At 62.0% G+C, this 25,603-nt stretch carries 24 protein-coding genes and 4 pseudogenes; 9 read left to right on the top strand and 19 right to left on the bottom strand.

The features are described from left to right. Position 1 precedes the first annotated feature (1 nt). The 10 genes from MET49242_RS19570 to MET49242_RS19525 form a co-directional block, all read right to left on the bottom strand. Entirely contained in the window at positions 2 to 991 is a 990-nt protein-coding gene (locus tag MET49242_RS19570; protein WP_036285502.1) for a vWA domain-containing protein, read from the bottom strand. After that, complete coding sequence (locus tag MET49242_RS19565; RefSeq protein ID WP_036285500.1) at positions 991 to 1,581, bottom strand: MxaK protein; 591 nt, start codon at positions 1,579 to 1,581, stop codon at positions 991 to 993. The genes MET49242_RS19570 and MET49242_RS19565 overlap by 1 nt, the downstream gene beginning before the upstream one ends. After that, positions 1,578 to 2,579, bottom strand: a complete 1,002-nt coding sequence (locus tag MET49242_RS19560) for a vWA domain-containing protein (protein WP_036285498.1) — start codon at positions 2,577 to 2,579, stop codon at positions 1,578 to 1,580. Before MET49242_RS19560 ends, MET49242_RS19565 begins: the two co-directional genes overlap by 4 nt. Next, positions 2,576 to 3,457, bottom strand: coding sequence for a hypothetical protein (locus tag MET49242_RS19555; protein ID WP_036285496.1), 882 nt, complete (start codon positions 3,455 to 3,457; stop codon positions 2,576 to 2,578). Before MET49242_RS19555 ends, MET49242_RS19560 begins: the two co-directional genes overlap by 4 nt. A gap of 8 nt (positions 3,458 to 3,465) precedes the next feature. Beyond that, positions 3,466 to 4,311: a DUF58 domain-containing protein gene (locus tag MET49242_RS19550; RefSeq protein ID WP_036285495.1), complete on the bottom strand. Its 846-nt coding sequence runs from the start codon at positions 4,309 to 4,311 to the stop codon at positions 3,466 to 3,468. Beyond that, on the bottom strand, positions 4,308 to 5,339 hold the full coding sequence (locus MET49242_RS19545) for a MoxR family ATPase (RefSeq protein WP_036285494.1): 1,032 nt from the start codon (positions 5,337 to 5,339) through the stop codon (positions 4,308 to 4,310). The genes MET49242_RS19550 and MET49242_RS19545 overlap by 4 nt, the downstream gene beginning before the upstream one ends. A gap of 131 nt (positions 5,340 to 5,470) precedes the next feature. Further along, positions 5,471 to 5,761, bottom strand: coding sequence for a methanol dehydrogenase [cytochrome c] subunit (locus MET49242_RS19540; protein WP_036285493.1), 291 nt, complete (start codon positions 5,759 to 5,761; stop codon positions 5,471 to 5,473). Between the two features lie 81 nt (positions 5,762 to 5,842). Beyond that, the gene (gene moxG, locus MET49242_RS19535) at positions 5,843 to 6,415 is read right to left on the bottom strand and encodes a cytochrome c(L), periplasmic (RefSeq protein ID WP_144259707.1); all 573 of its coding nucleotides are present in this window, start codon (positions 6,413 to 6,415) and stop codon (positions 5,843 to 5,845) included. 36 nt (positions 6,416 to 6,451) lie between these two features. Next, complete coding sequence (gene moxJ / locus MET49242_RS19530) at positions 6,452 to 7,369, bottom strand: methanol oxidation system protein MoxJ (RefSeq protein ID WP_036285492.1); 918 nt, start codon at positions 7,367 to 7,369, stop codon at positions 6,452 to 6,454. Positions 7,370 to 7,466: 97 nt separating this feature from the next. Further along, on the bottom strand, positions 7,467 to 9,341 hold the full coding sequence (locus tag MET49242_RS19525; RefSeq protein WP_036285491.1) for a methanol/ethanol family PQQ-dependent dehydrogenase: 1,875 nt from the start codon (positions 9,339 to 9,341) through the stop codon (positions 7,467 to 7,469). Between the two features lie 349 nt (positions 9,342 to 9,690). Here MET49242_RS19525 and MET49242_RS19520 point away from each other — a divergent pair, with 349 nt between their 5' ends. Beyond that, positions 9,691 to 10,500: a serine protease gene (locus MET49242_RS19520; protein ID WP_036288824.1), complete on the top strand. Its 810-nt coding sequence runs from the start codon at positions 9,691 to 9,693 to the stop codon at positions 10,498 to 10,500. Position 10,501: 1 nt separating this feature from the next. On the opposite strand, the gene MET49242_RS19515 is transcribed toward MET49242_RS19520, so the two are convergent. After that, complete coding sequence (locus tag MET49242_RS19515) at positions 10,502 to 11,329, bottom strand: c-type cytochrome (protein ID WP_244430855.1); 828 nt, start codon at positions 11,327 to 11,329, stop codon at positions 10,502 to 10,504. Between the two features lie 157 nt (positions 11,330 to 11,486). After that, the gene (locus tag MET49242_RS19510) at positions 11,487 to 12,119 is read right to left on the bottom strand and encodes a pentapeptide repeat-containing protein (RefSeq protein WP_051134329.1); all 633 of its coding nucleotides are present in this window, start codon (positions 12,117 to 12,119) and stop codon (positions 11,487 to 11,489) included. A gap of 176 nt (positions 12,120 to 12,295) precedes the next feature. Between MET49242_RS19510 and MET49242_RS19505 the strand changes: the two genes are divergently transcribed. The 3 genes and pseudogenes from MET49242_RS19505 to MET49242_RS19495 form a co-directional block, all read left to right on the top strand. Then, the gene (locus MET49242_RS19505) at positions 12,296 to 12,721 is read left to right on the top strand and encodes a DUF3617 family protein (protein ID WP_036285488.1); all 426 of its coding nucleotides are present in this window, start codon (positions 12,296 to 12,298) and stop codon (positions 12,719 to 12,721) included. A 392-nt stretch (positions 12,722 to 13,113) separates the two neighbouring features. Then, on the top strand, positions 13,114 to 14,652 hold the full coding sequence (gene istA / locus MET49242_RS19500; protein WP_051134150.1) for an IS21 family transposase: 1,539 nt from the start codon (positions 13,114 to 13,116) through the stop codon (positions 14,650 to 14,652). Next, a pseudogene (locus tag MET49242_RS19495) lies at positions 14,649 to 15,197 on the top strand (ATP-binding protein); the annotation flags it as partial. The gene istA and the pseudogene MET49242_RS19495, both read left to right, overlap by 4 nt. A gap of 9 nt (positions 15,198 to 15,206) precedes the next feature. On the opposite strand, the gene MET49242_RS24480 reads toward MET49242_RS19495, so the two are convergent. Continuing rightward, positions 15,207 to 16,155 (bottom strand): IS630 family transposase gene (locus tag MET49242_RS24480; protein WP_144259706.1). Its coding sequence is split into 2 segments (ribosomal slippage): positions 15,207 to 15,818 and positions 15,820 to 16,155, totalling 948 coding nucleotides; the frame shifts between segments, so codons are not numbered across the junction. Between the two features lie 81 nt (positions 16,156 to 16,236). Here MET49242_RS24480 and MET49242_RS19480 point away from each other — a divergent pair. Together MET49242_RS19480 and MET49242_RS19475 are read left to right on the top strand one after the other, a co-directional pair. Beyond that, positions 16,237 to 16,539, top strand: a pseudogene (locus MET49242_RS19480) (ATP-binding protein); the annotation flags it as partial. 161 nt (positions 16,540 to 16,700) lie between these two features. Next, positions 16,701 to 17,134, top strand: a pseudogene (locus tag MET49242_RS19475) (DUF932 domain-containing protein); the annotation flags it as partial. A 20-nt stretch (positions 17,135 to 17,154) separates the two neighbouring features. Here the strand turns inward: MET49242_RS19475 and MET49242_RS24475 are convergent. The 4 genes and pseudogenes from MET49242_RS24475 to MET49242_RS19460 all read right to left on the bottom strand — a co-directional run. After that, positions 17,155 to 17,433 (bottom strand): annotated as a pseudogene (locus tag MET49242_RS24475) (type I restriction-modification system subunit M N-terminal domain-containing protein); the annotation flags it as partial. A 248-nt stretch (positions 17,434 to 17,681) separates the two neighbouring features. Continuing rightward, on the bottom strand, positions 17,682 to 17,897 hold the full coding sequence (locus MET49242_RS19470; RefSeq protein WP_036285484.1) for a SlyX family protein: 216 nt from the start codon (positions 17,895 to 17,897) through the stop codon (positions 17,682 to 17,684). A 94-nt stretch (positions 17,898 to 17,991) separates the two neighbouring features. After that, the gene (locus MET49242_RS19465; protein WP_036285482.1) at positions 17,992 to 18,714 is read right to left on the bottom strand and encodes a thermonuclease family protein; all 723 of its coding nucleotides are present in this window, start codon (positions 18,712 to 18,714) and stop codon (positions 17,992 to 17,994) included. A 229-nt stretch (positions 18,715 to 18,943) separates the two neighbouring features. Next, complete coding sequence (locus MET49242_RS19460) at positions 18,944 to 19,249, bottom strand: hypothetical protein (protein ID WP_036285481.1); 306 nt, start codon at positions 19,247 to 19,249, stop codon at positions 18,944 to 18,946. Between MET49242_RS19460 and MET49242_RS23570 the strand changes: the two genes are divergently transcribed. Both MET49242_RS23570 and MET49242_RS19445 read left to right on the top strand, forming a co-directional pair. Next, positions 19,248 to 19,841 (top strand): DUF5681 domain-containing protein, encoded by a 594-nt coding sequence (locus MET49242_RS23570; protein WP_144259705.1) that lies wholly within the window; start codon positions 19,248 to 19,250, stop codon positions 19,839 to 19,841. The genes MET49242_RS19460 and MET49242_RS23570 overlap by 2 nt on opposite strands. 440 nt (positions 19,842 to 20,281) lie before the next feature. Then, positions 20,282 to 21,468, top strand: a protein-coding gene (locus MET49242_RS19445; RefSeq protein ID WP_371212557.1) for an IS3 family transposase whose coding sequence is annotated in 2 segments (ribosomal slippage) — positions 20,282 to 20,534 and positions 20,534 to 21,468 — 1,188 coding nt in all. Because the reading frame shifts where the segments join, the coding sequence is not laid out codon by codon here. A gap of 218 nt (positions 21,469 to 21,686) precedes the next feature. Here MET49242_RS19445 and MET49242_RS19440 read toward each other — a convergent pair. Next, positions 21,687 to 22,499: an IS5 family transposase gene (locus MET49242_RS19440; RefSeq protein WP_036279258.1), complete on the bottom strand. Its 813-nt coding sequence runs from the start codon at positions 22,497 to 22,499 to the stop codon at positions 21,687 to 21,689. Positions 22,500 to 22,665: 166 nt separating this feature from the next. Here MET49242_RS19440 and MET49242_RS25630 point away from each other — a divergent pair, with 166 nt between their 5' ends. After that, positions 22,666 to 22,839: a hypothetical protein gene (locus MET49242_RS25630; RefSeq protein WP_158497337.1), complete on the top strand. Its 174-nt coding sequence runs from the start codon at positions 22,666 to 22,668 to the stop codon at positions 22,837 to 22,839. A 250-nt stretch (positions 22,840 to 23,089) separates the two neighbouring features. Here the strand turns inward: MET49242_RS25630 and MET49242_RS19435 are convergent, their stop codons facing one another. Continuing rightward, positions 23,090 to 25,549, bottom strand: a complete 2,460-nt coding sequence (locus MET49242_RS19435) for a TonB-dependent receptor (protein WP_036285477.1) — start codon at positions 25,547 to 25,549, stop codon at positions 23,090 to 23,092. Between the last annotated feature and the right edge of the window lie 54 nt (positions 25,550 to 25,603).

Raw genomic sequence — 25,603 nt, 5'->3', positions numbered from 1 at the left:
CTCATTGATGTTTCCAGGCGAAACGCTTGCTTTGCCGTTCACGCGCAAGGCGTTCCAAAAGCGGGGCGATGCAGAAGACTCCGAACAGGCACGCGGCGGACAAGCCGCCAAGATAGGGGCGTATATCGAGCACAGCAGCGCGGGCGCGCGCCGTCCCAGCGGCGCGATAGGCGTCGAGCAGGCTCGCCTTGTCATCGAGATGGAAGTATCCGAGGCCGGTCTTTTCCGAGAGCATGCGGATGTATTCCTCCTTCACCGAGGACAGATGCTCGACGCCGACTGTGGCCGTCGCGCCGAAGGGCGCGTTACGCGCGTTGAAGCCTTCGCGTTGCTCCGCGCCTTTGGGCGGGAGTCCGAAGCGACTTTCGTGCGGCACTTCGTCGATTGCGACAAAGCCGACCTCACGGCCTCTGTCATCGAATTTCGGGATCGGCGAGAGTTCATAGCCGCCCGTACCGACAATCAGCCCACGCGTCTCGCCGGCTCTCCCCTCGAACACGGGACCGCCCGAGGCGGGTAGCGGCGGCGCTTCCTGGCCATCGGTGAAGAACAGGAGATCGGTCTTCAGCTCACGCGCCATATCCACGGCGCGGAACAGGCCCGCCGAAATCCGGCTGTCGCCCTCCCACGCCATGCGCCAGTCGATCGCTTCGACGGCCCCTTCCAGCGGAGAAAAGTTGGCGCAGGCGTCGATCGGCTCGAAGAGCAGAAAAGGTCGCCGCTCGGTGAAGACGCCGAGCGCCACGCGCGAGGGGCAAGGCAGCGCGACAATCAAATTCCGTAAGGCAGCCTTGACCTTTTCCAGCCGGCTTATCGGCTTCCCGCCCGCGACATAGTCGCGAACATTCATGCTTCCAGTGATGTCGACGATCGCAAGCAGATCATAGCCCGGGCGCGTCACCTGCACCGCGGGCGCGCCAAATGTCGTGACGAGCAGAGCCGCTGCCAAGGCCAGCAGGATCAAGCGAGGATCACGCAGGTCGGGGCGCATCACGGAAGGCCCTTCGGCTTGCCGGGAATGTCGGTCCAGAGTTTCTTGGGGTCCGCGCTGAGTTCGTCGCCGCTTTTTCTCTCGAAATCCGGGAAATCGCGCACGAGCCGCGCCGCGACGTCCATGTTGAACTTCGCGTCCCAAAATTCAGGATCGAGCTGGAGCGCACGACGATATTCGCGTTTCGAGAGATTGACGAAGGGCCCCGCGGGTTCGAGTTCGGATTTCTCGATATGCTCTAGCGCAGTGCGAAGTAGCGCATTCGCGACAAGATAATGGGCGCGCGCACGCATTGAGGCGTTCCCGCGGCGATCCAACGCTTCGAGGAAGCCGCGCGCCTGGTCGAGACGATCGCGCTTTGCCAGATAGGCGATGCGGGCGAAAAGCCCCTCGGGTGGCGCCTCAATATCGATGGGAATGTCCCGCCCGGCGCGAAGCGCCTCGATAGCGTCATTCGTCGCAACCGCGCGCCGCCACGCGACGCCTTCGAAGAGCGCGGCAAGGGCCAAGCCGAATGCGGTGGCGGCGAGAAGAAGGGAGCGCTGCGTGCGCCAGAAATGGGGGATTGCTTTGCGCGGACGCCCGATCATGACGCGCCTCTCGAGGGTGAGAGGCGGACCTCCGCCACCTTTGCGAAGATAAGCAGGCAGGCCGCAAACAGCGCTGCGGCGAAGAAAGCGCCCCCAAGGTCACGGCGCGGCAGCTTCTCGAAATAGCGGATAGCCTTACGTTCGAGCCGGTCGATCTGCCGAAGCGCATCCTCCGTCGCCTTCGGCCCTTCCGCTTCGAAGGCGCGATAGGGCACGCCAAGCGATTTGAAATAAAGGTCGAGATGCCGTTCCGGCGCCGCTTGCGGCGACTCGGATTCAGCTTCTGAACTTCCGTAAATTCCACGGCTTCCTTCGGTTCGCAGAAACAGCCAATAGAGATTTACCCGGTTCTTCCTGAAGTCGGCGCGAAGATCGTCCTGAATTTTTGGATCGATGACGCCGGCGCCGTCGGAGATGAGCAGAATTGCGCGCGAATGATCGGCGTCGCTTGCGCGAAACATCGACAGCGCCATTGCGAGGCCGCGCGCAATATTGGTGTAGTCGAGCCCCGGACGATCCATGGCGTCGATCGCCGCCTTGGTCGCGTCGATGTGATCCGAAAGGGGCGTCACCAGCATGGGGGACGTCGAGAAGGCCGCTACGCCGACAAGATCGCGCCCGCGGCTGTCGACAAAGGTCTTAAGGATGCGCTTGGCGGCCGCCGCCTTGGATTCCTCGCCACCCGACGGGTTCCTCCCCGCGAAGGTCTCGTTCATGCTACCGCTGCGATCGATCAGCATGACGATCTGCGCGCCCTCGGCGAGACGCTCGACTTCCTCACCGGGGAAGAAGGGCCCGGCCGCTCCCAACAGACTGGCAAGAAGAGCCGCCACGCCGAGAAATTTGAGCGTCACGCCGAGGATTTCCGAAAGACTATCTTCCGGGGCGCAATCAAGCGACGGGACTGTGGAGTTGCGCAAAGCGGATCGCAGCAAGGGCGCGACGGCGACTGGCGCAAGTAACAGCAGTCCCGGATGATCGAAGCCGGGGAGCGTCATAGTGCGCGTTCCTGCCGGGCGAGCGCTCTCGCGAAATCCAGCAATTCCGCAAATCCGTAAGTGTCGGCCTTGCCCTCCGAGAAAAATTCGCCGCGCGAGGCGGCAAAGAAGCGGTCGAAGGAAGACTGCAACGACGCAAATTCGGGTCGCCGCGCCAAAAATGTGCTGACGTCTTCTCCGAGCAGCGTTCCTCCATTGGCGCGATCGATTGTTCGATGCATGCGCTGGATGGCTCCCGGGAGAGCGTCGTGTCCAGCATGCGCCTTCGCGGCTAGTTCCCGCGCGAGCGCATTGAAAATGCGTTCGCGTCTTCTCTGGAATGGCGGCCAAGCGCGATCCCGTGCGACGGCTCCAAGCACGAAAATGGAAAGCGCTCCGAAGGTGATCGCGAGGCGCTCGGGTTGCGTCTCATTGGCGAAGACCGTTGGCGAATCGGGACGCAAATAATCTTCGGGTCGATCCTGCTTCGCGGGAGCGATTTCGCGCAAGGGCGCGACGCCGACGCTCCAAGCGGGGATTAGGACCGTCTCGTCCCCGAAATGCAGTTCGAAACCCGGGATTTCGATATTGCGTGCATCGAGCGCGACATAGAAATTCTGGTAGACGAGATCGAGGTCCCAACGCTTTTCGGCGCCGATCGTCGTCGCATGAATCTCGACCGCCTTGAGATCCAAAGAAACGCTGAGGGGACCGGGGCGCGGCAGCGAAGCGGCAGCGAGAGTCGCATCCGCCGACGTGGTGATTTCGATGCGCGCGCGGATGAGATCGCCAACGAAATAGCCGAAGGGCCGCGCAGAATGGATCGTCACGCGCGCGTCGCCGGCTCGCGTGGGAAGCGCCCAGAGCAGCGAGAGGACGATGAGAAGGGCGACACGCATGACGCGCCTCACGCCGCCATCAGGCGCGAGCTGAGAGACAGCGGGTCGAAGCGATCTTCGATGAAGATCGGTGGCCGCGCGCGCCCGCTCACCATCCGGATCAATTCTTCGCGGCGCTTCGTCTCCGCCTCGATCCATTTGTCTCGCAGGGCCGGGCGCATCACCATCAGGCGCCGGCGGGCGGTCTCCGCGTCACGCAATTCAAGCAGACCCCAGCGCGGCGGATCAAATTCGACGGAGTCGACGAGCGCGACAGGGAGAACGTCGTGAAGGACGAGCGAGTTGAAGACGCTCTCAATCGACGGCGACGCCCAGCGAAAATCGGAGATGAGAAGGACGAGCTTTCGACCGGCGCCGAGACGCTCCGCTGCGCTAGCCAGGCTTTCGGCTTGGGCGCTGGCGGGTCGTATGTTCGCCAACCGCTCGACGGCGCGCATCGCCCCGCTTCTCGAACGCGTCGCGGGGAGGAAGAGGTCGTCGCGCAATCCGGCGCCACCCGCGATGAGGCCGAAGCGGTCGCCGATCCGAGTCACCGAAAATGCGAGCGATGCACAAATATCGCAGGCGACAGCGAAGCGATCGACAGCCCCGACAAAACCCATGGACGCCGACAGGTCGACGATCGCATAGACCTCGATCGCGCTCCTTTGCTCGAAGCGTCGGACATGCGTCTCGCCAAAGGGATCGCGCAATGTGGCGCGCAGGTCAATGCGCCTTGCGTCTGGATAGCGCAGGAAGGGCGCCTGATCGCGAAACACGCCGAAGCCGCCGACTTCGCTCGACATGTGGGCGCCAACATGGTTGGCCCGGAAACGACCGCGCGGTCGATATAGGATGTCGGCGGGCGTCTTCATGGCACCGGCGTAGCGTCAAAAACGGCGTGACATAACTGCCTGACGGGCTCGTCGCCCCGCAGCGCATGAATGGGGTCGACAAAAATGCGATGCGCCATGACTTCGAAGAAGACGTCCTTGACGTCGTCGGGCGTTAAATAGTCTCGACCATCCAGCCAAGCGCGCACTCGCGCCGCGCGCGCCAGCGTCGCGAGACCGCGTGGACTGGCCCCGCCTTTGACAAGGGTTGAGACATCGACATCAGGGAGGGATATCCCGGCTGAGGCAGGTTGGGTCAGGCCCTGCCAGAGACTCAGCACGTAGCTTTCGAGAGTCGCGCTCGCCTTCACCGTCTCCTGGATCGTGCGAGCAACACCGCCAATCTCACGGTAATCCACCGTGCCCGGCTTGACGCGCTTGAGCAGCGTGTCGACATCCTGGAAGGCGGGGTCGAAAACAAGTTTGCGCCTCGTCTCACGATCGGCTGGCGCGGCCATGGAGATTTCCATGAAGAAGCGGTCGCGCGCGGCGGCGGGGAGTTCGAAGGTCTCTTCGCGCTCGACCATATTGCGGTCGGCGAAGACCTGGAGATAGGGAAAGTGATACAGACGGTTGAACGCCGTGACGCTTCTTTCAGCCATCAGACGCAGGAGCAGCGAATGCACCTGCGGGCGCGCGCGATTGATCTCGTTGAAGAAGAAGACCGGCAGTGTATCGGCGAGGCGCAGAAGTTCGGAGGGGTCAACGCGGGGACGACCATCGTCGCCGAGATAGGTGTGATAGAGAATGTCGCTCGGCATCATGTCGACCGTGCCCTCCACACGGGCGAAATCGCCGCCCAGGGCGCGAGACACGGCGCGCAGCAGAGTCGTCTTGCCGACGCCGACATCGCCTTCGATCATGACATGGCCGCGCGCGAAGACGCCGATCGTAACGAGGCGGATGACGCGGTCCTGACCGACAACCGCTTTCTGGATTTCCTGCTCGAAGGCGATCGCGCGTTCGCGCCATTCGGCGAGCTTAGGCTCGGATTTGGAGACCTCGTTCAAGGCTTGACCTTACGCTATCGACAAAAAGGCGGCCACGATCTCGGGAAAAGGACTCGATGCGCTGTTGTTGAATAACATCGATTCCAGATCGTGGCCGCTTCACATTCACCGCGTTGCCGCGCGGTGAAACCTTACTGAGCGATCTTGCTCACGTCATATTCCCACTTGCCGGTCTTCTTGAAGTTCTCGACCCGCTTCTTGTTGCGCTCTTCCATCGCCTGGACGGAAGCGCCCTGCTTGGCGAGTTCCTTCGGATCGTGCTTGGGATCGTATTTCGAACCTTCGACCTTGTCCGGGAATCCGGGCTTGGGCTCCCAGCAATTGCCGGGCGCCTTGCACTTGGTGCCGTCATAGGCGAAAGCGCCGCCAGCGGTGAACATGAAGCCGACAGCGAGCGCCGCGGCGAAATGCATTTTACGCATCCCTGGTTCCTCCATTTGTGCGAGGCGTCAGCCTCTTTGTTTGCGCCTCCGGCCGATGGGGGCGAACTTTATTCCCGGGCCTTACTTCTTGGCCTGGCACTTTCCGGGCGGATTGTCCGGCAGAGTCTCATGGCCCGGATAGGGCTTGAACGACTTGCGTTGCACTTCCGTCAGCCAGGTCGCCTTTTCCGGCTCTTCCTTGAAGAGGTGGCGAATCCAGGCCATCACCTTCAGCATCTCGTCGAGCTGAAGATTTTGATACTGCGGACCCATCGACGCCTGCGCGCCGCCATAGATCGTCGAGAACAGGCCTTCGTCGGTCTCGTTCTGCGGGTAGGTCCAATAGGAGTCGTTGAGGCCCGGACCGATCTTGCCTTCGGCGATATGGCCATGACAGCCAGAACAGGCGGAAAGGAAGATTTGTTCTCCCTGTTTGAGGCAGCTCATATCCTCGTTGTAGGGATTCTTGCCCGTCGTCATGAACTCCTTGACAGCCGGGGTGTCCTTGCCTTCAGGCAGCGCGTCGCTGAAATTCAGAACCTCGCCGGTGATAGTGTTGCGGAACGTGATCGCTGACTGCGCGAGCGCCGAGACGGCCACGAAAGCACCAACTGCGGCAACGATAGCGCTGGCCGCCTTTTTCTTCTGGTTCAACACGTTTTTTCTTCCTGCTCGGTAAGCGCCGCACATCTACTGGGTGACTGGCAGAAGGGGCACGCCCTCCGCCTTGAGGATTTCCTCGATTTTTGGCTTCGCAGCGACGAGCGCTGCATCGACCGCAGCCAGCAGGGCCTTGTCGTCGCGGCGAACGGCGACCGACTGATCGAATCGCTGAGAAACCTTCTCGCCATTGCTCTTGGCCGCGTCGTCCTCGATCAAGGTCATCCGCAGGGGGACGGCGGAGGCCTTCACGTATCGCGCGATGTCAGGCGCGAAACCAACGGCGATTTCGGCTGCGCCATTCACGACCTCCCCCACCATGCGGGAAGGATCGATCTGCGTATATTGGTTGCGCGCGGATTTGAAATTCACCAGCGAGTAAAGATAGGCCATATTGTCTTCGTAGACGCCCATATCCTTCATCAGCGCCTCGCCGGGCGAGCCGAAGGCGACCACGATGTGACCCAGCTTTTTCAGCCGCGCGTCGTTCCAGGACTTCACGTCGAGATTACGATCGGCCCGACTCACGAAGACATAGCCGGTTCGATAATAAGGCTTCGAAGTTGCGACGCGCGGATCGCCCGTATCGAGGCCAATGATCACGTCGCAGAGATTCTTGTCGAGATAATCGCGGACGAGATAGATCGCGGGCCGCTCGGACCACACGAATTGCGCCTTGCGTTTCATGGCGTCCGCCAGCGCGACGCCGATTTTGTTCTCAAGGCCCGAGCCGTCTTCCATCGACAGCGGCGGCTGATTCTTTGCCGCGCAAATGCGCAGGGAGTTCGAGTCGGTGGATTGCGACGGCGTCTGCGTCGAGGACGGCGCCGCATTGTTGGCGGCGTCGCTCGAGACGCCAAGAGAAGCAGCGGTCGCCGTCGCGGCGCCGAGGAGCGCCGCAGCAGCGACGGTTTCGAGCCAGATAGACGAGCGGGTAAGTCGCGACATCTTTGCTTGTTCCGTGATTTTGATCGGGCATTGCTCGGACGCATGGCTATGCGCCCGAGCAATCGTCTCACAGTCGCTTTCTCAAGCGGGGAGGAGATCAGTTTGCCTTGTATTCGCCGAGGTTCACGTCGTCGTAGGGGCCCTGGCCGTTCAGCGAGAACACCATCACGCCGCCACCCATCTGGGTGTAGTTGGCGAGCTGCTTGAAGGCGCCGACCGCGCCGAGGCCGGCCGTCGGATCCTGAAGATCGAACACAAGACCAACTCCCGGCCAGCCGCCGACGCCATACATGATGGCGACATATTCGACGCCCTTGTGCTGATAGACGATCGGATGGCCGATGACGCCGGAGGGCAGCTTGAACTTCCAGAGCAACTCGCCGGTGTCGCTGTTACGGGCCTTGATGAAGCCGTCGAGCGTTCCGTAGAAGACAACATTGCCGGCGGTCGCGGCGGTGCCGCCCCAAACCGCAAAGCGCTCCATCTTCTCCCATTTGAACTGGCCGGTGATGGCGTTGTAGGCCTTGATCTGGCCGAGGCCCTCACCCTTCTGGCGATCGCCCTTCGGACCCGGATACATGTTCAGCGTCGCGCCGACGAAGAACTGCCCCGCGCGGTAGGGAAGCATGAAGGGTTCCCAGTCCATGCAGATGTGGTTCACGCCGAGGAAGAACAGCTCCTTGTTCGGATCGTAGGAGTCGAGGCCCTGATTGTGATAGCCCATCGCCGACGGACAAACGTCCTTGGCGAGATGGTCCATGCGGGTGCCATATTCCGGATCGCGAACCGGCAGACCGCTCTTCAGGTCGATCTTCTTGAAGACGTTGACCGTGTCGTCGATCTTGTCGGCGGAGATCAGTGTGCCGTCGGTGCGGTCGAGCGTGTAGACGATGCCATTGCGGTCCGGATGGGTCAGCAGCTTGCGCAGCTTGCCTTCCTTGTCCTTCTGCTCGGAGAGCATCATGAAGTTGATGCCGGCGTAATCCCACTCGTCGTGCGGGGTCTTCTGGTAGCCGAACTTGGCCTGACCGGTTTCGAGGTCGCGGCCCCAGATGGTCATCGTCCACTTGTTGTCGCCCGGACGCATCGTCTCGTTCCACGGCGCCGGGTTGCCAGAGCCGTAATAGACGAGGTTGGTGCCCGGATCATAGGCGAACCAGCCCCAGTTCGTGCCGCCGCCGATCTTCCAGGCGTCGCCTTCCCAGGTGGAGGTGCCGAGGCCCTTCTGGCCGTAATGCGGATTCGCCTTGTTGAAGTCGTCGCCGATAAGAACGTCGGAGTCCGGACCCGTCGCATAGGCGCGCCACTTTTGCTCGCCTGTACGCACGTCATAGGCGGTCATGTAGCCGCGCACGCCGAGCTCGGCGCCCGAGCTGCCGATCAGCACGACATCCTTATAGACATGCGGGGCGACGGTCAGGGTCGAGCCGACCTTGAAGTCGGAATTTTCGACCTTCCAGTATTCCTGGCCCGTCTCGGCGTTGAGCGCGACGACGTTGCCGTCGAGCAGCGTCTTGATGACCAGCGAAGGCGTCTTGCCGTCGCTCGGCCAATAGGCGAGGCCGCGATTGACGATGTCGCAGCAGGCGACCGCGCGCGCGGCGGCGTTCTGCTTGGGCTTGTGCTGCCAGAGGATGCGCGTCGGATCGTCGAGATTGAGGGCGAACGTGTTGTTCGGGAAAGACGTATGCACATACATCTTGCCGTCGACGACGATCGGCGCGCCTTCGTGGCCGCTCAGAAGACCCGTCGAGAACGACCAGGAAACCTTCAGGTTCTTCACGTTCTCGGCGTTGATCTGGGTGAGCGTGCTGTAATGGTTCGAGCTGTAGTTCTTGCCCTGCATCGCCCAGTTGTTTTCGCTCTTGGTGAGCGCCTCCAGCCGATCGTCAGCCTGGGCGACCGACGCCGCCACGAGAGGCGCCGCGATCAGGACTGACAGCAGGGAAACGGAATTCATGAATTTCCTCATAGACGAGTCCTCCTGCGACGTCCTGCAAGGCCGTTCATGGCTTCTTGAAAGGTTGACGTCGCCTCGTGAAGACGCTCCGTTATCTTTTGGAGTCGTCGCGGTTCGTTGAAGGTCGCTTCCTTGGTAGCGCTTGCTGCGCTTTATGGGAGAGACGATCCGCCTGCATATAAATTTACGGCGCGCGACCTGTCTTCACGATTTATCGGTAATGTGCGTCGGGAAAAAATGGCATACCGCCTACAATTATTTCCTGACGAGGCCCCCTCGCTTCGTGCCGCATACGACATCTTGACGCGCGCGCTCTTGCGGTATCTCCTCGCGCCGAACGGCGTTGGAAAAGAAGAAAAACATGACCGATCGCGTGATCCGCCGCCTCACCGGCGGCATTCTCCTGTCTCTCCTCTTCACGACTTTCGAAGGCCTCGACGCACAGATCGTCAATGTTGCGCTCTATCCGGAGGACGGACGCCGTCTCATGAGCGAAGCTGATACAGCGCGTTTCACCGGCGCGGGCGTTCTGATGTGCTATTCCGATTACGGCACGCTGGAGCGCGGGGCGGCCGCCTGGCTCATCGGCTCGCATGACCTCGTCGTTTTGAACGCGCATAATTTCGTCGATCGCAAGCTGGTCCCGACCCGTCCCGTCACGGACTGCTTCTTCCGTATCGGCGGCGGCGATTACTATTTCGACGCCGACAGCCTGCGCATCGGCGCCTCCGTCGAGTCGAAGGGGTTGCACATCACGGATGACTGGGCGCTGCTGCGCCTCCTTCAGCCGACGCCGGACAATGTCCAGCCGCAGCCGATCCCGGATGCGAGCGACATACTGACGGGAGCGGCCATGAAAGTGACGATGGTGTCGCCCGCGGGACATTCGAATACACGTCTTCCCGCGACGGTGGAATCCTGCGCGATTCACAGGATCGACGAGCCCACGGAAGGGCATGTCCGGCGCGCGCGCCATGACTGCAATGACGGCTATGGCGGATCTGGATCCGGACTCTTTTCAGAAGACGGACGGCTGATCGCGCTGCACAGCGCGTCGCTCGACATGAATTGGACGCGTCCCTTCGACATCGAAACGCATTACGGCTCCGCCATTCTCTTCGAGGGCGATCTTGCGAACGCCATTCGGGAGGCCGTTGGGAAGCCGCGATGACCTATTCCCTTGCGGGAATAGTCCGCAGATAGGCGACCAGCGCGTCGAGATCTTCCGACGACATCTTGGCGAAGTGCGCCTTGGCAAGCGTAGACATAGGCGGTTTGAGCGCCTCGCCCTTGCGCGAGACGCCTTGCGTGATCGCACGCTTGATCTCGTCATCCGTCCACGCGCCGACGCCCTTCTCCGGATGCGGCGTAATATTCGACGCGACGGAGACGCCCGCCGGGGTTCGGAAGATCTTGCCGCCGGCGCCGAGCCCGTTCACATATTCCGGCGCATCGTCGACCTCCATGCTATGGCAGGCCATGCAGCGGGCGATCGACGCAACATAAAGGCCGCGCTTAACCTTGTCGGAAAGCTCCGCCTCGTCGAACGCCGCTTCCGCGCCGGGCGCCGGATGGGGAGACCACTTACCTTGCCGCTGCGCCGGCGCGATAGGGTGAGCCTTCACGGGAGGCTGCGCTCGCAGGAAGGCGATAATCGCGTTGCGATCGGCGTCCGTCAGCACGCGATAGGAATCGGAAGGCATGGCGGGCGCGAGCTGTCCGTCGCGGCCGACTCCGGCGACGATGGCTGCGCCGAGCACTTCGTCACTCCACTCGCCGACGCCCATCTCCTTGTCGGGCGAAATATTGGAGCCGCGCACGACATAGTCTTTGCCTGTGAAAGTCTGAGAGCCGCCGGAAAAGCGCGCGGAAAGGTCATAGCCGTTGGGGCCGCGCGGCGTGTGACAATTGTCGCACGCCGCCAGGGCCTCTACGAGATATTGCCCGCGCGACTGATCCGCCGCCAGGGAAGCGCCTGCGGTAAAGACGCTGGCTCCCATACAAAATGCCGCAAGAGCGAATGCTCGTTTCATCATGGGAAGGACCTGAATAGTCCCGTGGCGACGTTGCCGTCTGATTACCTAATCGAACGCCAGAAAGGCGTCTGCTTCATAGTTTCCCATCAATTTCGGGAAAGACCGGCAAGCTTCCTGGGAGCTATCGTCTCAGTGTCAAGTTCGAGCCATCCAGCACGGCATAGTCGAAGCGCGCGCCCGTGACGATTGCGCCGATGAAGCTGGCAGAGGTCAAAACCGCATGCGTGAGATTGGCCCGCGTCAGATCTGCGCCGTCGAAATTCGCTTCTGCGAGTTCCGCGCGCACGGGAACCATTCCCTGATTGGCGGGGTCGGCTCCAAGATCGGCGTCGACGAGTTTAGCGTTGATGAATTTCACGCCGCGCCCGCCGCCAATGATCCTTGCGCGCGTCATGTCGGCGCCCGTGAAGTCTGCGCCGTCGAGCAGCGCCGCATAGAATGTTGCCCCGCGAAGATCTGCGCCGGAAAAATCCGCGCTCTGAACGTCGCTGCGCGTGAAATTCGCCGACGCCAAGCGGGCGCCTTTCAACTTGGCGCCTGCGAGCTTGGATGAAAAGAAATCGGCGTCGTTCAGGTCGAGGCCAGAAAGGTCGGCGCCCGAGAGGTCGAGATTGGAGAAATCGGCGGCGCCACCCTTGTTCTGCGCCAATCGCCGCTCGATCTCGGCGCGCGTCAGCTCGCGGGCGAGACACGCGCTGATGACGAAAGGAAGTAAGCAATAGAAGAGGGCGGATAGCCCCAGTCGAAAAAACATCCGCCCCCTCGATGATGATTGCCTTGGAAGGGTGGTCATAATCAGCCACTGGGGCGACCCACACAATGTGAGAGTTTCACCCGACGACGGGAAAAATCGGAAGCCGTCTTTACATCGCCGCGGCGAGATCGCTATGCCGGAAATCGAAGATATCACTCAACGCTCAGGCAGAGATCATGAAAAGCCCGTCCTGGATACGCGTGCTTATACCTGTCATCGCGCTCGCCGGAGCAGCATTGGCGCGAGATTCGGCGTTCGCGGATGCTTCTTCAGAGCTGCCAAAACGAGAGCGGGGTCTGTGGAGGATCACGACAGTTTCCCCCGAGGTCGGCATGCATACTCATAATGTCTGCATCGCCGAAGGAGACAGCATCATTGGAAATCAGGCGGCAGACTGCTCCCAACCATCGGTCAAGCGCGCAGGGGATCAAGTGATCGTGACGATCGAATGTGGCGTCGGCGACAGACGTAATGTCGAAAGTCTCCTGTTCACGGGCGATTTCAAGTCATGGTACCGCGCTCAATCCAAGATCAGCTCGGGCGGTAAACGCTCTGGCTTTTCGATTGACGCCAAATTTCTTGGAGGCGATTGCTCTCCTTGATTCTAGGCGCAAAATAGCAGGGGTCCCTGCTCTAAACATTGTCCTCGTCAGTCGGGATCAATGCGAATATCAGGGGGCAATTGTGCTAATCGAAAAGGCCTCATTTCTGGAATGACGAAATTAAGAGGAAATTCGCGTTTTTGTTCAGTGACGGATCAAGGATCGAGAGAGAGAGAGGCATTCGGCGCGCGCCTTGGAGAAGCCCCATGACCCAGGTTGAAATTCTCGACGCTGCAGGCGCTCGCGAGACCGGACCGAGCGGAGCTATGAACAGCGGCGGCAAAGTGTACCACTGAACCGGCTTTGGGGGCTGCTGTGACGGCGGCGCAAAAGTGTACCGGTCCTGATAGGCCGAACTCTATGTCATCGACTGGCATGGAGAGGCCGAAAGGATGTTCACAGTGGAACTCTATGCCCGGGTGAGACGCGCGGTGATGGCGGAAGGGCTGAGCCGGCGGGAAGCGGCCAGGCGCTTCGGCGTGCACCGCAATACGATCACGAAGATGCTTCAATATTCGGTTCCGCCGGGGTATCGGCGTCGGGAGCGGCCGATCTCGAAGAAGCTGGGGCCGTATATGGCCTGGATCGACAAGGTCCTGGCGGATGATCGGCTTGTTCACGCCAAGCAGCGTCATACGGCACAGCGGATATTCGAACGGCTGCGGGACGAAGAAGGGTTTTCCGGCGGTTACACGATCGTCCGGGAATATGTCGCGCAGGCGCAGTTGCGGTCGCGCGAGATGTTTATTCCACTCAGCCATCGACCGGGGAATGCGCAGGCGGATTTTGGCGAGGCGGACGCCTATATCGCCGGCAGGAAGGTCCGCTTTCATTATTTTTGCATGGACCTGCCGCATTCGGACGGCTGCTTCGTCAAGGCCTATCCGGCGGAGACGGCGGAAGCCTTCTGCGACGGCCATGTCGCGGCCTTCGCCTTCTTTGGCGGCGTCCCCCAGTCCATTCTTTACGACAATACGCGTCTCGCGGTCGCCAGGATCGTGAAGGGTGGAGAGCGTCTGCGTTCGCAAATGTTTGCGGAACTCCAGAGCCATTACCTTTTTGCTGATCGCTTTGGCCGGCCCGGCAAGGGGAATGACAAGGGCAAGGTCGAGGGGCTTGTCGGCTATGTCCGGCGCAACTTCATGACGCCACTGCCCGTGGCGGAGAGTTTCGAGGCGCTGAACGCGAGGTTCCTGGACGCCTGCACGAAACGACGGCGGGCGATCCTGCGCGGCCAGTCGACGCCGATCGGCGAACGCATGCAGGCGGATATGGCGGCATTCCTGCCGGCGCCGCCGGCTCCCTATGACGCCTGTCACAAGGTCGCGACGCGCGTGTCGTCGATGGCGCTGGTGCGCTACCGCAACAACGATTACTCGGTCCCGACGCGCTTCGGCCATCGGGAGGCGCTGGCCAAGGGCTATGTCGATCGGGTCGAGATTGTCTGCGGCGGGGAGACCATCGCCGTGCATGCGCGCAGCTACGGCAAGGCCGAGTTCATCTACAACCCGCTGCATTATCTCGCCCTGCTCGAACACAAGAGCCGCGCGCTCGATCAGGCCGCGCCGCTCGACGACTGGCGTCTGGCCGACTGCGTGCATCGTCTGCGGCGGCTGATGGAGGCGCGCATGGGGAATAGCGGGCGCCGCGAGTTCATCCAGGTGCTGCGGCTGATGGAGGACTTTCATCAGCATCAGGTCGAACAGGCGGTCGCGGAGGCGCTGCGTCTTGGCGCGATCAGCTTTGACGCAGTGAAGATGCTGCTGCTGGCCAGGCTGGAGAACCGGCCAGCCCGGCTCGATCTGACATTCTACCCCTACCTGCCGGCGGCTACGGTCGGCGCGACGGATCCGCGCGCCTATCTCGGGCTCGTCGCCGGCGCGAGCGTCATCGCGGGCGTCATGGAGACGACCGCGGGAGGTCCGGCATGACCATCTCGCATGAGCCAGGTTCGCAGACGATCGTCGCGCCGCAGGTGCTGCTGGGTAATCATCTCAAGGCGCTGAAGCTTCCCACCTTCGCGCGCGAATATGAGAAGGTGGCGCTGGAGTCGGCGCAGGACCGCGCCGATTACCCGCGCTATCTGCTACGCCTGTGCGAACTGGAGCGCATTGATCGCGAGCGGCGCAATGTCGAGCGCCGCATCCGGCTGGCGCGCTTTACGCAGGTCAAAAGCCTCGACACATTTGACTTTACCGCCCAGCCTTCACTCAACAAGCCGCTCGTGCTGGAGCTGGCGCGGTGCGAATGGATCGAGAAGCGACAGAACTGCATCGCCCTTGGGCCAAGCGGAACGGGGAAGACCCACGTCGCGCTCGCCCTGGGGCTCGCCGCCTGCCAGAAGGGGTTCAGCGTCGCGTTCACGACCGCCGCGGCTCTTGTGCACGAACTGATGGAGGCGCGCGACGAGCGCCGCCTGCGCGCGCTGCAAAAGCATCTCAACACCGTCAAACTGCTGATCGTCGACGAGCTGGGCTAGAGCGTTTCATATTTTGACGGAAGCGTATCCTGCGTTTGTGAAGTAGTTGCTGCATTCTTGTGGTTGGATGTCTTTTGCGAGGCGTCCGATCTGTCGCCAGGTTTCATCGATGGTTCGCTGCTGCGCCTGTCGCATCCAGTGTTTGAGCTTGGAAAAGGTCTGTTCGATTGGATTGAGGTCGGGCGAATAGGGTGGCAGAAACCACAGTCTGGCTCCGGCGGAGCGGATCGCGCGTCGCACCGCCTCGCCCTTGTGACTGCCGAGATTGTCCATAATGACAATATCGCCCTGCTTAAGCGCGGGGACGAGTTGTTGTTCGACATAGGCGCGGAAACACGCGCCGTTGATTGGCCCGTCGAAGACGCAGGGCGCGTCGAGACGATCGCAGCGCAGCGCGCCGAGAAAGGTCAACGTGCGCCAATGGCCGTGCGGCGCGAGGCCGCGCAAGCGCTTGCCCTTGGGGTCCCAGCCGCGCAGCGGCGTCATGTTCGTCTTGATCCAGGTCTCGTCGATGAAGACCAGCCGCCTGGGATCGAGGCGCGCTTGCAGCGATTGCCAGCGCTTGCGCCGTCGCGCAATGTCAGCGCGGCCTTGTTCGAGCGCCAGCAGCGTTTTTTTTGAACCGCAGCCCCTCGCGGCGCAGGAACATCCAAATGGCGTTGTGCGAAACCTTGACCCCGCGCGCCAGCAGCTCGTCCTTGAGGCCATGCAACGTCAAATGCGGCGTCTGCGCCAGACGCTCGACAATGAAAGCGCGATGCGGCTCCAGCACGCGCTTGCGATAGCCGCCCATTTTTGCCGGCGCGACCGAGCCCGTCTCGCGCTGGCGCTGCGACCACTTCACGACCGATGACACGGCCACGCCAAAGCGCAAAGCCACGGCGCGGCAACTCTCGCCAGCCAAAACCGACGCAACCACACGCTCTCGAAGATCATTGGAGAGAGGTCGAACCATTGGATGCTGGCCTCCGCCCAGCCAGCATCTTGAATCACACTCCTGCTAAAACAGGAATCCCTCCCGATTCAGAAATACAGGGAAATGCTCTATGTGCCGTTCACGGCGGTCGGCTCAGAGCTGCTCTTCGAGGTCTTCAGCCAGCGCTATGAACGCGGCGCGACGCTGGTGACCAGCAATCTGCCCTTTGATGAATGGACGTCGGTGTTTGGCTCCGAGCGTCTCACCGGCGCATTGCTCGACCGGCTCACCCATCATGTCCACATTCTGGAAATGAACGGCGAGAGCTATCGGCTGGCGACCGCAAAGAAAGCGCAACGGCGAAACCGCGATCTCCCCGACGCGCCCGCAATCGACAAAGGAGGCGCCGACACGACGAACTGATCGCCGTCGCGCGCGTTGAACCGCGCTGCGCTACGCTCCGCGCGCCTCAACGCCCGCGTCAACTAAACTACAAGGGCCGTGCGGCCCTTTTCTCGAAACCAGACCGGTACACTTTTACCCCGCCTTCATGCACATTTTGTCCCCGCCATTGACACGCGAGCGACATCCGCTGGAAGGTCCCGGGCGTGCTCGGCTGGTCCACGGGAATTTTCAACCCCAATGTCGACGTCAAGCAGGACACGACGGCGCTCTACGCCTCGGACCGTGACGTCTTCCTCTTTCTCGTCGACGATCTGAACCCGATTGAAACTGGCCGGCGGCCGGATGGCTCGCCCGACCTCTTCATTCGAGGCTTCTATTGCTGGAATTCGGAGGTCCGCGCGAAGGCTCTCGGAATTGCGAGCTTTTATCTTCGCGCCGTCTGCCAGAACCGCAATCTCTGGGGCGTGGAGGACTTCGACGAGATCACGATCCGCGATTCCAAATACGCCGCCGCGCGCTTGGCCTATGAGAATTAACCCGCTTCGCCAATTCCTCGCCCTTGACCTTCATCAACGGCTTCAAGGCGGCGCGGAAGCACATTGTCGCGCCAACGACGACATGGTCGGCGACCACTTCCATCATCTCGCGCGGCTCGAAATTCTTGAACCGCGACCAGCGCATGTCGGCCCAAGCCCGCCCGCGCTCGGCCACGCCTGCCGGGAAGATGCGCCGCTCCATGGGGAGTCCGAGGGTCTCGGCCTTGCTCTCCTCCAGCGTCTGGAGGTCATCCAGCCGCTTGACGAAAAGGAGGTAGGTAATCTGCTCGATCACCGAGAGCGGGTTAGAGACGCCGCCGGACCAGAAGGCGTTCCAGATATGGTCGATTTGGTGGCGGATTTCGCCGGTGAGCATGGGTGGGCGGGGTTCTCGGAATAGGAGGGCCAGGTGGGCGGCAAATCACCGCTGGCGGGTAGTATATCGCCAGCCTTAGCCGTCGTCAGGTGGACCGCATTCCTCGCCACGGCGCCGGCGGGCGCATGCTCCATTGGCGACGCCCGGCGCCTTCAACCCGAAAAGCCTGTCAGGCCCACACCCGCCAACTCTTCCCCCAGCGCGGCGAAAGCTTCGAGGGCGCGGGCTGGCCCTCGCGGCCAAATCCCTCAGTAATGAGGCGGCGGCGGCTCGGGCGCCTCGCGTTGCGGCGCAATGTTCTGGAGCTCCTCACGCAGTTGGGCGACCAACCGTTCCAGCACGTCGATCTTGCGCCATTGCAAGGTGACGACCTCGTTCAGTTCTCCGAGCATCTTCTCCTGATGCGCGACGCTTGCCTCCAGCGTATCGAGGCGGGAGGAAAACTCTGAACCGGCGTCATTCATATCCACCTTCCGTCAAGGTTTCGATTTCGATCGGCTGCGAATTCGCGGGCGAGCGGGGCCCGCCCGCGCCTCGGATACCTCCGACGCTGCCTGTTCATCGCTGCGGCGGGGCGCCGAATATGTCGCGTATCGTTCGATCTATCCCGTTGAATACGTCCTCGAAAAACCCTCCCACGTCATCCAGGACGATGTCGAAGTCATCTTCCGGGTCGACAGGCTGCGCGGATGGCCGCGCCTCCGGAGGAGCATAGTCGACGCTAGCGCGGGATTTTGGCTCAGGCCAAGGCCTTACCTGAACCGGCGGCGGCAGTTGCGGCGCTGGAGCCGCTGCAGCCGCTTCCGGCAGCGTCTCCGTCTTCGGGAACGAGTTGCATGACCAAAGGCCGGGACGCGTGTTACGCGCCTCGCGCTCCGGTTTGGCGTAGGTGACATCCCCAATCTTGGTGACGGCGAAGCCATTCATGACAGCCAACTCACCAATGTCCTGACCGTTGACGGTCCCGCGGCCAACAATCCTCCCACCTTCGTCGAGGCGACCCTGAATAATGGCCTCAGCGGCTGCCAGCTTATGTTCCAGCCCATCAGCCACCTCAGACCCGATATCGACGCTCTCGCCGCCCCGGATGCAAATCCGCCCCCGTTTCGGCGCGCGCACGCCCGCAAGGTGAACGCTCTTTCCGTTGATGACGATGTCCGCGCCGGTAAGCGCCCGCGTGATCCGTCCTTGGATGACGAACTCACCGCCCGGCAACGGCATGGCCTCCTGAGCGATTGCCGCCGAGCCGAGGAACAGTAGCAGGGCAGCCAGGGCTTTCATCGGCTCGCTCCATATGCGCCGGGATTGACAAGTCGTCCCAGAAACTTTTTGCGCTGGCGTCCAGTCTCATAAGCAGTAACAGACCGTCGCGGCAACAGAGCGGCCGACCAGTGCAACGTCGATCATCAGCCTCCGCGGCTTGGTCGGCGCTTCAGCGCGCACGGCGGTACGGCTGACGCGGCGTCGGGCAGTATTCGATCCCACGGACGATCCGAAAAAGTTGGATTTGCTAACGATCACGAATGGTCTCGAGCTCGTCCGGCAACCGGCGCTCAGCGAAGAACAGCTTGTATTGGACGAAGATGGCGATGAGCTGTGTCCGCGAATAGGGCGGCCGCGCGGCGCGGATGATGGCCGCGCGCCGCCTGTATTCGGCGACAATGCGCGCGCTTTCGGAATCGACGGGCTCGCGCCCGGCTTGCCGATAACCGGCTTGGACTCGGCGATGTTCGACCTTTCGGCGCTCGGCTTCGCCGGCGGCCCGCAGCTTGTCGATCACGGCTTGCAGCTCGGCGTTTTCAGGAGAGGGACGCATGGTGCGACAGACACACACTACCGGATGGGTAAAATTTGCCTGTAAGTGCAGGTTAACCTATTTTGGCCGATACGCAAATCAACAATTTGGCAACAGGCTCACTATGTTTGAAAGCAATGAAAATTCAGTCTACAGCGTGCTTGTCCGTCAAACGCCGCCAATGGCCAATCCGCCAATACAAAAGCAACACCCCGGCTGGAAAAAGGGCCAGTCAGGGAACCCGAAAGGGCGGCGTCCGGGCTCGATTAATCGCAAGACGGGGGCCTTGAAACGGCTTCTGGACCGCGACGGCAAAAAAGTGCTGATGGCGGCCATTCAAGCGGCGCTCGGCGGCGACGTGCAGGCCATGCGACTCGTGTTGGACCGTTGGCTGCCGCGGGAGCGCTTGGTTGCCGCCGACATGCCGAAAGTCACCAGCGTCGCGTCGGCGCAGTTGGCCGCCGCTCGGGCGCTGGATCTGGCGACGTTGGGCGAGCTGACGCGCGCGGAAGCGGAACATATGAGCCGCTTGGCCCGCAACTATCTCGAACTTTGCAGTATTGAGAAGCTGGAGGCGCGCGTCGCCGAGCTCGAAGCGGAGCGTTCGGCGTGAGGCTGCGAAGTCTCGACCGACGAATCAGGAAGCTGGAGGCCGAACGCGCCGGGCCGAGCGGAATTCGCATCGGGCGCGGCATGGCGGGCTTGCGATCGGCGCTGGAGCAGCTTGACGCCTTGCCCGGGGCCCGGACAGCCGCCGGACGCGCCGGCGGGGCTTCTGAAGGGCGGGGCGGACGATTACGGGACGCCAAATGCGGAAAGGCTCCCCACCTAAAAAGTGGAGAACCGTTCCGTGCGGCCAAAAAGCCGCCCATGCCATGCCACGCCAGACCGCGCCATGCCCGGCCACGCCTTGCCGGACCATACCGCGCCAAACCGCGTGTAGCCGACAGCCGTAGCCGTCGGTCCTTCCGACATGGAGACGCAGGGCGCTGACCTGCCCCTGAGAAACTCGACCAGATGCGATTAGAGTCCGGCCATATCGGGACGGACGAGATGAAGAAGAAGCGGTTCACGGAAGAGCAGATCATCGGGATTTTGCGGGAGCACGAGGCGGGCGCGAAGGCGGCGGATCTGGCTCGCAAATATGCTGTGTCGGAGACGACGCTTTACAACTGGAAGGCCAAATATGGCGGCATGGACGTCTCCGAGGCCAAGCGGTTGAAAGCGCTCGAAGAAGAGAATGCGCGGCTGAAGAAGCTTCTGGCCGATCAGATGCTGGAAGCCGCGGCGCTGAAGGAGCTTTTGTCAAAAAAATGGTAGGGCCCGCCGCCAAGCGCGCAGCCGTTGTGCATCTGCGAGCCGCCATGGCTCTGTCGGAGCGTCGGGCCTGCCAGATTGTCGCCGTCGATCGCGCGACCGTCCGCTACATCTCGAAGCGGCCGACCGACAAGCCGTTACGGGAGCGGCTGCGGGAACTCGCCAACGAGCGCCGGCGCTTCGGCTATCGGCGGCTGTTCGTGCTGCTGCGGCAGGAGGGCGAGACGTCGGGCAAGAACCGCATCTACCGGCTCTATCGCGAGGAAGGGCTGACGGTGAGAAAGCGGCGCGCCCGCCGAAGGGCTGTCGGCGCGCGGGCGCCCATTCCTGTCGAGGCGCGGCCGAATGCGCGTTGGTCTTTGGACTTCGTGCATGACCAGTTCGCCTGCGGACGCCGGTTCCGCATCCTGAACATCGTCGACGACGTGACGCGTGAATGCCTCGCGGCGATCCCCGACACATCCATCTCGGGCCAACGCGTGGCGCGGGAACTGTCGGCGCTGATCGCACGGCGCGGCAGGCCCGGCATGATCGTTTCGGACAACGGCACGGAGTTCACCTCGAACGCCGTGCTGTCGTGGTCGAGCGAGAACAGGATCGAGTGGCGCTATATCGCGCCGGGCAAGCCGATGCAGAACGGCTTCTGCGAGAGCTTCAACCGGCGCATGCGCGACGAACTGCTGAACGAGACGCGGTTCTTCGGGCTCGACCATGCCCGGGAGAAGATCAGCGCCTGGGCCCAGGACTACAATCACCGCCGCCCGCATTCGGCCCTCGGCTATGCGACGCCCGCCGCCTTCGCGGCCAATCTCACCGCAACAGGCGATCGGCTGCGCAACCCGGACCAACTCCGCCGATCGCCTGTTGCTCCATTCGCGCCCTCGGGCGTATCAACCGGAAGGACTCAACCCGCCGCTGGATGAAAGTTCAGGGGCAGGTCACCCAGCGGCGAATAACGCTCAACAACCCCATGTCTATCACTCCGTTGCCCCCCACTGAAAACAGCCAGGGCGGGTTCAAAACATGGGTCAATTCTCAGCAGAAAATTCTCCTTCCCCGGGTCAAATCCAGGCAGAAATCAACATTTTCTGGGCTTCGAGCATCTTCCTACTCCTTTACGACCCGGATTTTCTAGAGGGTGTTATGCACCTTGGATCATGAAATCTGCTGCGCGCTTGAGCATGAGACATGCGAAGGCGACGACGTGGAGTCCTGCGAGGGTCTGAGCATAGCGCTCGTAGTCTTTGACGAGCCGCCTGCATCGCGTCGCCCAGGCGAATGAACGCTCGACCACCCATCGCTTGGGCAGCAGCACGAAGCCCTTCTTCGCTTCGGCAAGTTTGACGACGCACAGTTCGGCGCCTTGCGCCTTCGCCGCCTCGGACGCCTTTTCGCCGGTGTAGCCCTGATCGACATAAACGAGTTCGACGCTTTCGCCTGTCACATCCTGCACGGCTGCGATGAGCTTGCCGACCTCGGCGCGGTCATCGACATTCGCCGGCGTGACATGCAACGCCAGCAAATGGCCCAATGTGTCGACTGCCATGTGCAGCTTCGAGCCGCGCTTTCGCTTCGCGCCGTCATAGCCCGCTCGTGGGCCGCTCTCAGGGGTCGAGCGCAAGGTGCGGCTGTCGATGATCGCCGCCGTCGGCTCCGCCGCCCGCCCGGAAGCGACGCGCAACTGGGCGCGCAGATCCTGCGCAAGCGCCTCGAACACGCCCGCCGACAGCCAGCGCTGCGATTGCTGATACACGGCGAACCATGGCGGCAGATCGTTGGGCATGGCGCGCCAGGCGATGCCGTAGCGCAGCACGTAACGCAGGCCGTTGAACAGCTCGCGCAGCGAATGTTGACGCTGCGGCGCGCCTTCGTCCATGAGCGTCAGATAAGGCGCAACCAGCGACCATTCTTCGTCGCTGACGTCAGACGGATAAGGTTTGCGAATCGGAGACATCCGATTCTACTAAGACAATCAATCACCAAAGTACATAACACCCTCTAGCCAAATCGCGTCAGAAAATGAATGGCTAATTTGGCGGCGATCAAAAAAGCTTTGGTCAAACGCATGTCATGGAACCGCGCCATGTTGAAGACTTGAACCTGCGTCCGGGCGCCGTTACATGCTTCCATATCCTAAACTTCTCTTCGTAGGGAAATTGGGCGGATTGGCCTTGCTGCTGCATGGGCTCATCGGCGCCAACGAGGGGAGCCCAGCTACAAAAGGCCTTCTGGTGCTGGGCGCGCTTCTGGTCGTCATCTGCGTCAAATGCAGCCCGGCCCACAAATCCGGTTAAGTCGCCCGCTGGACTTCAATTTCCTCGCCCCCGCTTTCGAAGGACGATGGCGCGGGAAATCCGAACGCCGAATGGATCGATATTTATTCAGCAGGAAAGTTGTCGGCTGACGTGACGGCGCCAAAAGTCGGAACCCGTCGCGACCTGAAAGCGCTGACGCAGGGCCGCTGAATGGAAAAGGCGAAACGCCTCGTGAAAAAAGGACGGCGCAACGCAGCGCCGCCCTGTTTTCAAGCGAGGCTCGCGCGGATCAGAATTTCACCGTCAGTCCCGCATAGAAGTTTCGGCCCATACCGGGCACCTGACGCACATAGAGCAGGCCGGCGGCGGGATTTCCATACAGTGCGGCGGCCCGGTAATATTGCGTCAGGTCGAATCCGCCGAGCGGAAGCGAGTAGAGCGCGTCGGTGATGTTATCGACGCCTGCGTCGATCCGGAAATTACTCCACTCGTAGGAGCTGCGTAAGTTGAGCAGGGCGTAACCCGGCGTGCGGAACTCGCCCTGATTGGCCGAAACATGGTTCTTGGCGTTCACCAGGTTGGCCTCCGCGGCGAGCGTCAGTCCGCCGATCTGATGCTCCAGCGTGATCGTGCTGTTCAACGGCATCATGTTCCACAGACCGTCGCCCTTGTTCCAGAGGAATGAGGCGACCGAGCAGAAGCCGGACCCCGGCAGACAGCCGGTCGGATTGCCGATGTCGAGGTTCTCGCCATAGACATAGCTGACGGTGGCGGACGCGGTCAGGCGGCCATAGTCCGGCGAGTCGAAGAGCTTGTATTTTCCGTAGCCGTCCACGCCATAGAGCTGGGCGTTGTAGTTTCTGAACTGCAGGATCTGGAAGATATAGGCGGGCGTTATGCCCGTCGGGAAGTTGAACGTCCCGCCCGTCCGTCCGCCGGCGATGTAGTTCTCGACATAGCTGTAGAACGGCGAAACCCGCGCCTCCCACCTGTTCTCGCCGGACATGTCCTTCCATGTGCCGGTGACCGAAACATTGTGGGAGACTTCGGGCGCGAGGCTCAGGCTGCCGGTATATCCGTTGCCGTCGCCAAACCAGTTGAACATGCCCATGAACGGACCGGCGACGGGCCAGACATAGCGCTCGTAAAGGCTCGGCGAGCGCGTCTTGCGCGAATAGCCGACCTCGTAAAGCGCGCCTTCCGCCGGCTTGTAGCGGGCGATGGCGGTCATGTCGAAATTGGCGTCCGTCCGCGCATGGCCCTGGGCGTTGAACAGCACCGAAGCGAAGGCGTTGGCGCGCGCGAAGGGCGTGCCATAGCGGAAGGAGAAGGGATCGTATGGCTGGACGTTATTGGTGTCCATCCAGACGGTGTCATTCCGGAAGCCGAGCACCGTCGACCATTCCCGGCTCCATGCGCGCTCCCACTCGGCATATGTGCCCATGCGATTGCGCTGGCCGCCGTTGATGACGACAAAATTGAAGGGGCGGGTCATCAGACCGGGGAAGCCGGTCAAATCGGAAGGCCAGTAATCCTGCAGGCGCTGACCGTGGAACTCGTTTCCGACGCGGAGCAGATCCTTGTCCGTCAACGGTATCTCTGATTTGATCGAATAGCCGAAGTCGCGTCCGTCGTTGAGCATGCCATGGTTCAGCGTCGACCGGTCGTCGAGGAAGCCCATCTTGTGATAGACTTGCGCCCAGTAGACGCGCGCGTCGAGCGTTCCCCAGTTGAACGCGCCCTTGTAGTTCGCCTCGATCGAATAGGCCTTGTTGCGCGTCATATCCATGCGCATGTTTGGAAAGCCCTGATAGGGGATGTTTTGATACGTGCCTCGCACGGTGACCAGATGGCCCTCGTTCTGATAACCGAGGGTCACGGCGTGGTTTTCAGACTGGAAATTGGTCGAATAGACCTGACCCGCGCCGCCGCCGGCCTGATAATTGCCGGCGCGCTGGAAGGAGCCGTTGTAGAGGACGCTCCAGTGATCCGTCGCCATGTTGAGGACGCCGGACACGCCCCAGCCGTTGTTGTTGCCCCGGAAGAAGCTGGACAGGCTCCCCGTCGCCAGCACTTCCTTGTTGGGGCCGAAACGCAGCGCGCCCGGCGCGTCCCACGGCAGTAACGGCATCGGCTGAAGCGGGGCGCCGGCGGCCGTGACGATGGGCGAGACCGGCCCGGGAATGCCCGAGGTCGCAAACATCGGCGCGCGCGGCGAGACGATGATCGAGCCGCCCGTCGAGTCGCCGCCTTTGCTGACGGAGGAAACGCCGTAGACGATGTCGACGGAGCTGATGGTGTTGGGGTCGGTGTAGCTCAGCGGCGAGTTCATGTGATTGGCGCAGGCCGACGTCGTCTGCACGCCGCCGACAATCACCTTGATGCGCTCATCGGCCTGTCCGCGGATCGCGGGAAGGCCCGATACGCCGCCCATCGTATACATGCTGACGCCGGGCTGCTCGGCGATGACTCTCGCCGTGTCGGTGAAGCGCGGCTTCTCCGGCTGGATCTCCCGCTGCGTGACGACCTTTTCATCAGGCGTCGGCTTCTGCTCGGGTTCGGGCGCCGGCGCCGGCGTTGGCGCCGCGACCTGGGCGGGCGCCGCTGTCGACGGCCCGGACCGCACCGCGGATCGCGCCGCCGCGCCGATCGTGATGTTCGGGAGAGGGGTTTGGGCCTGCGCTGTTGCGATACAGGCGAGGGTAAGGGCGGCGGCGCTGGCGCCGCGCATGAGGGCGTAACGGGACATGGGTAAAGCTCTCCTGATCCGCCGGAACGGTGGCGGCGAAGCGACTGGGTGACG

Origin of the sequence: Methylocystis sp. ATCC 49242 (genome assembly GCF_000188155.2) — a bacterium.
Lineage (GTDB): Bacteria > Pseudomonadota > Alphaproteobacteria > Rhizobiales > Beijerinckiaceae > Methylocystis.
The sequence above is the reverse complement of the archived record's forward strand: the minus strand, read 5'-3'. Positions and strand labels throughout refer to the sequence as shown.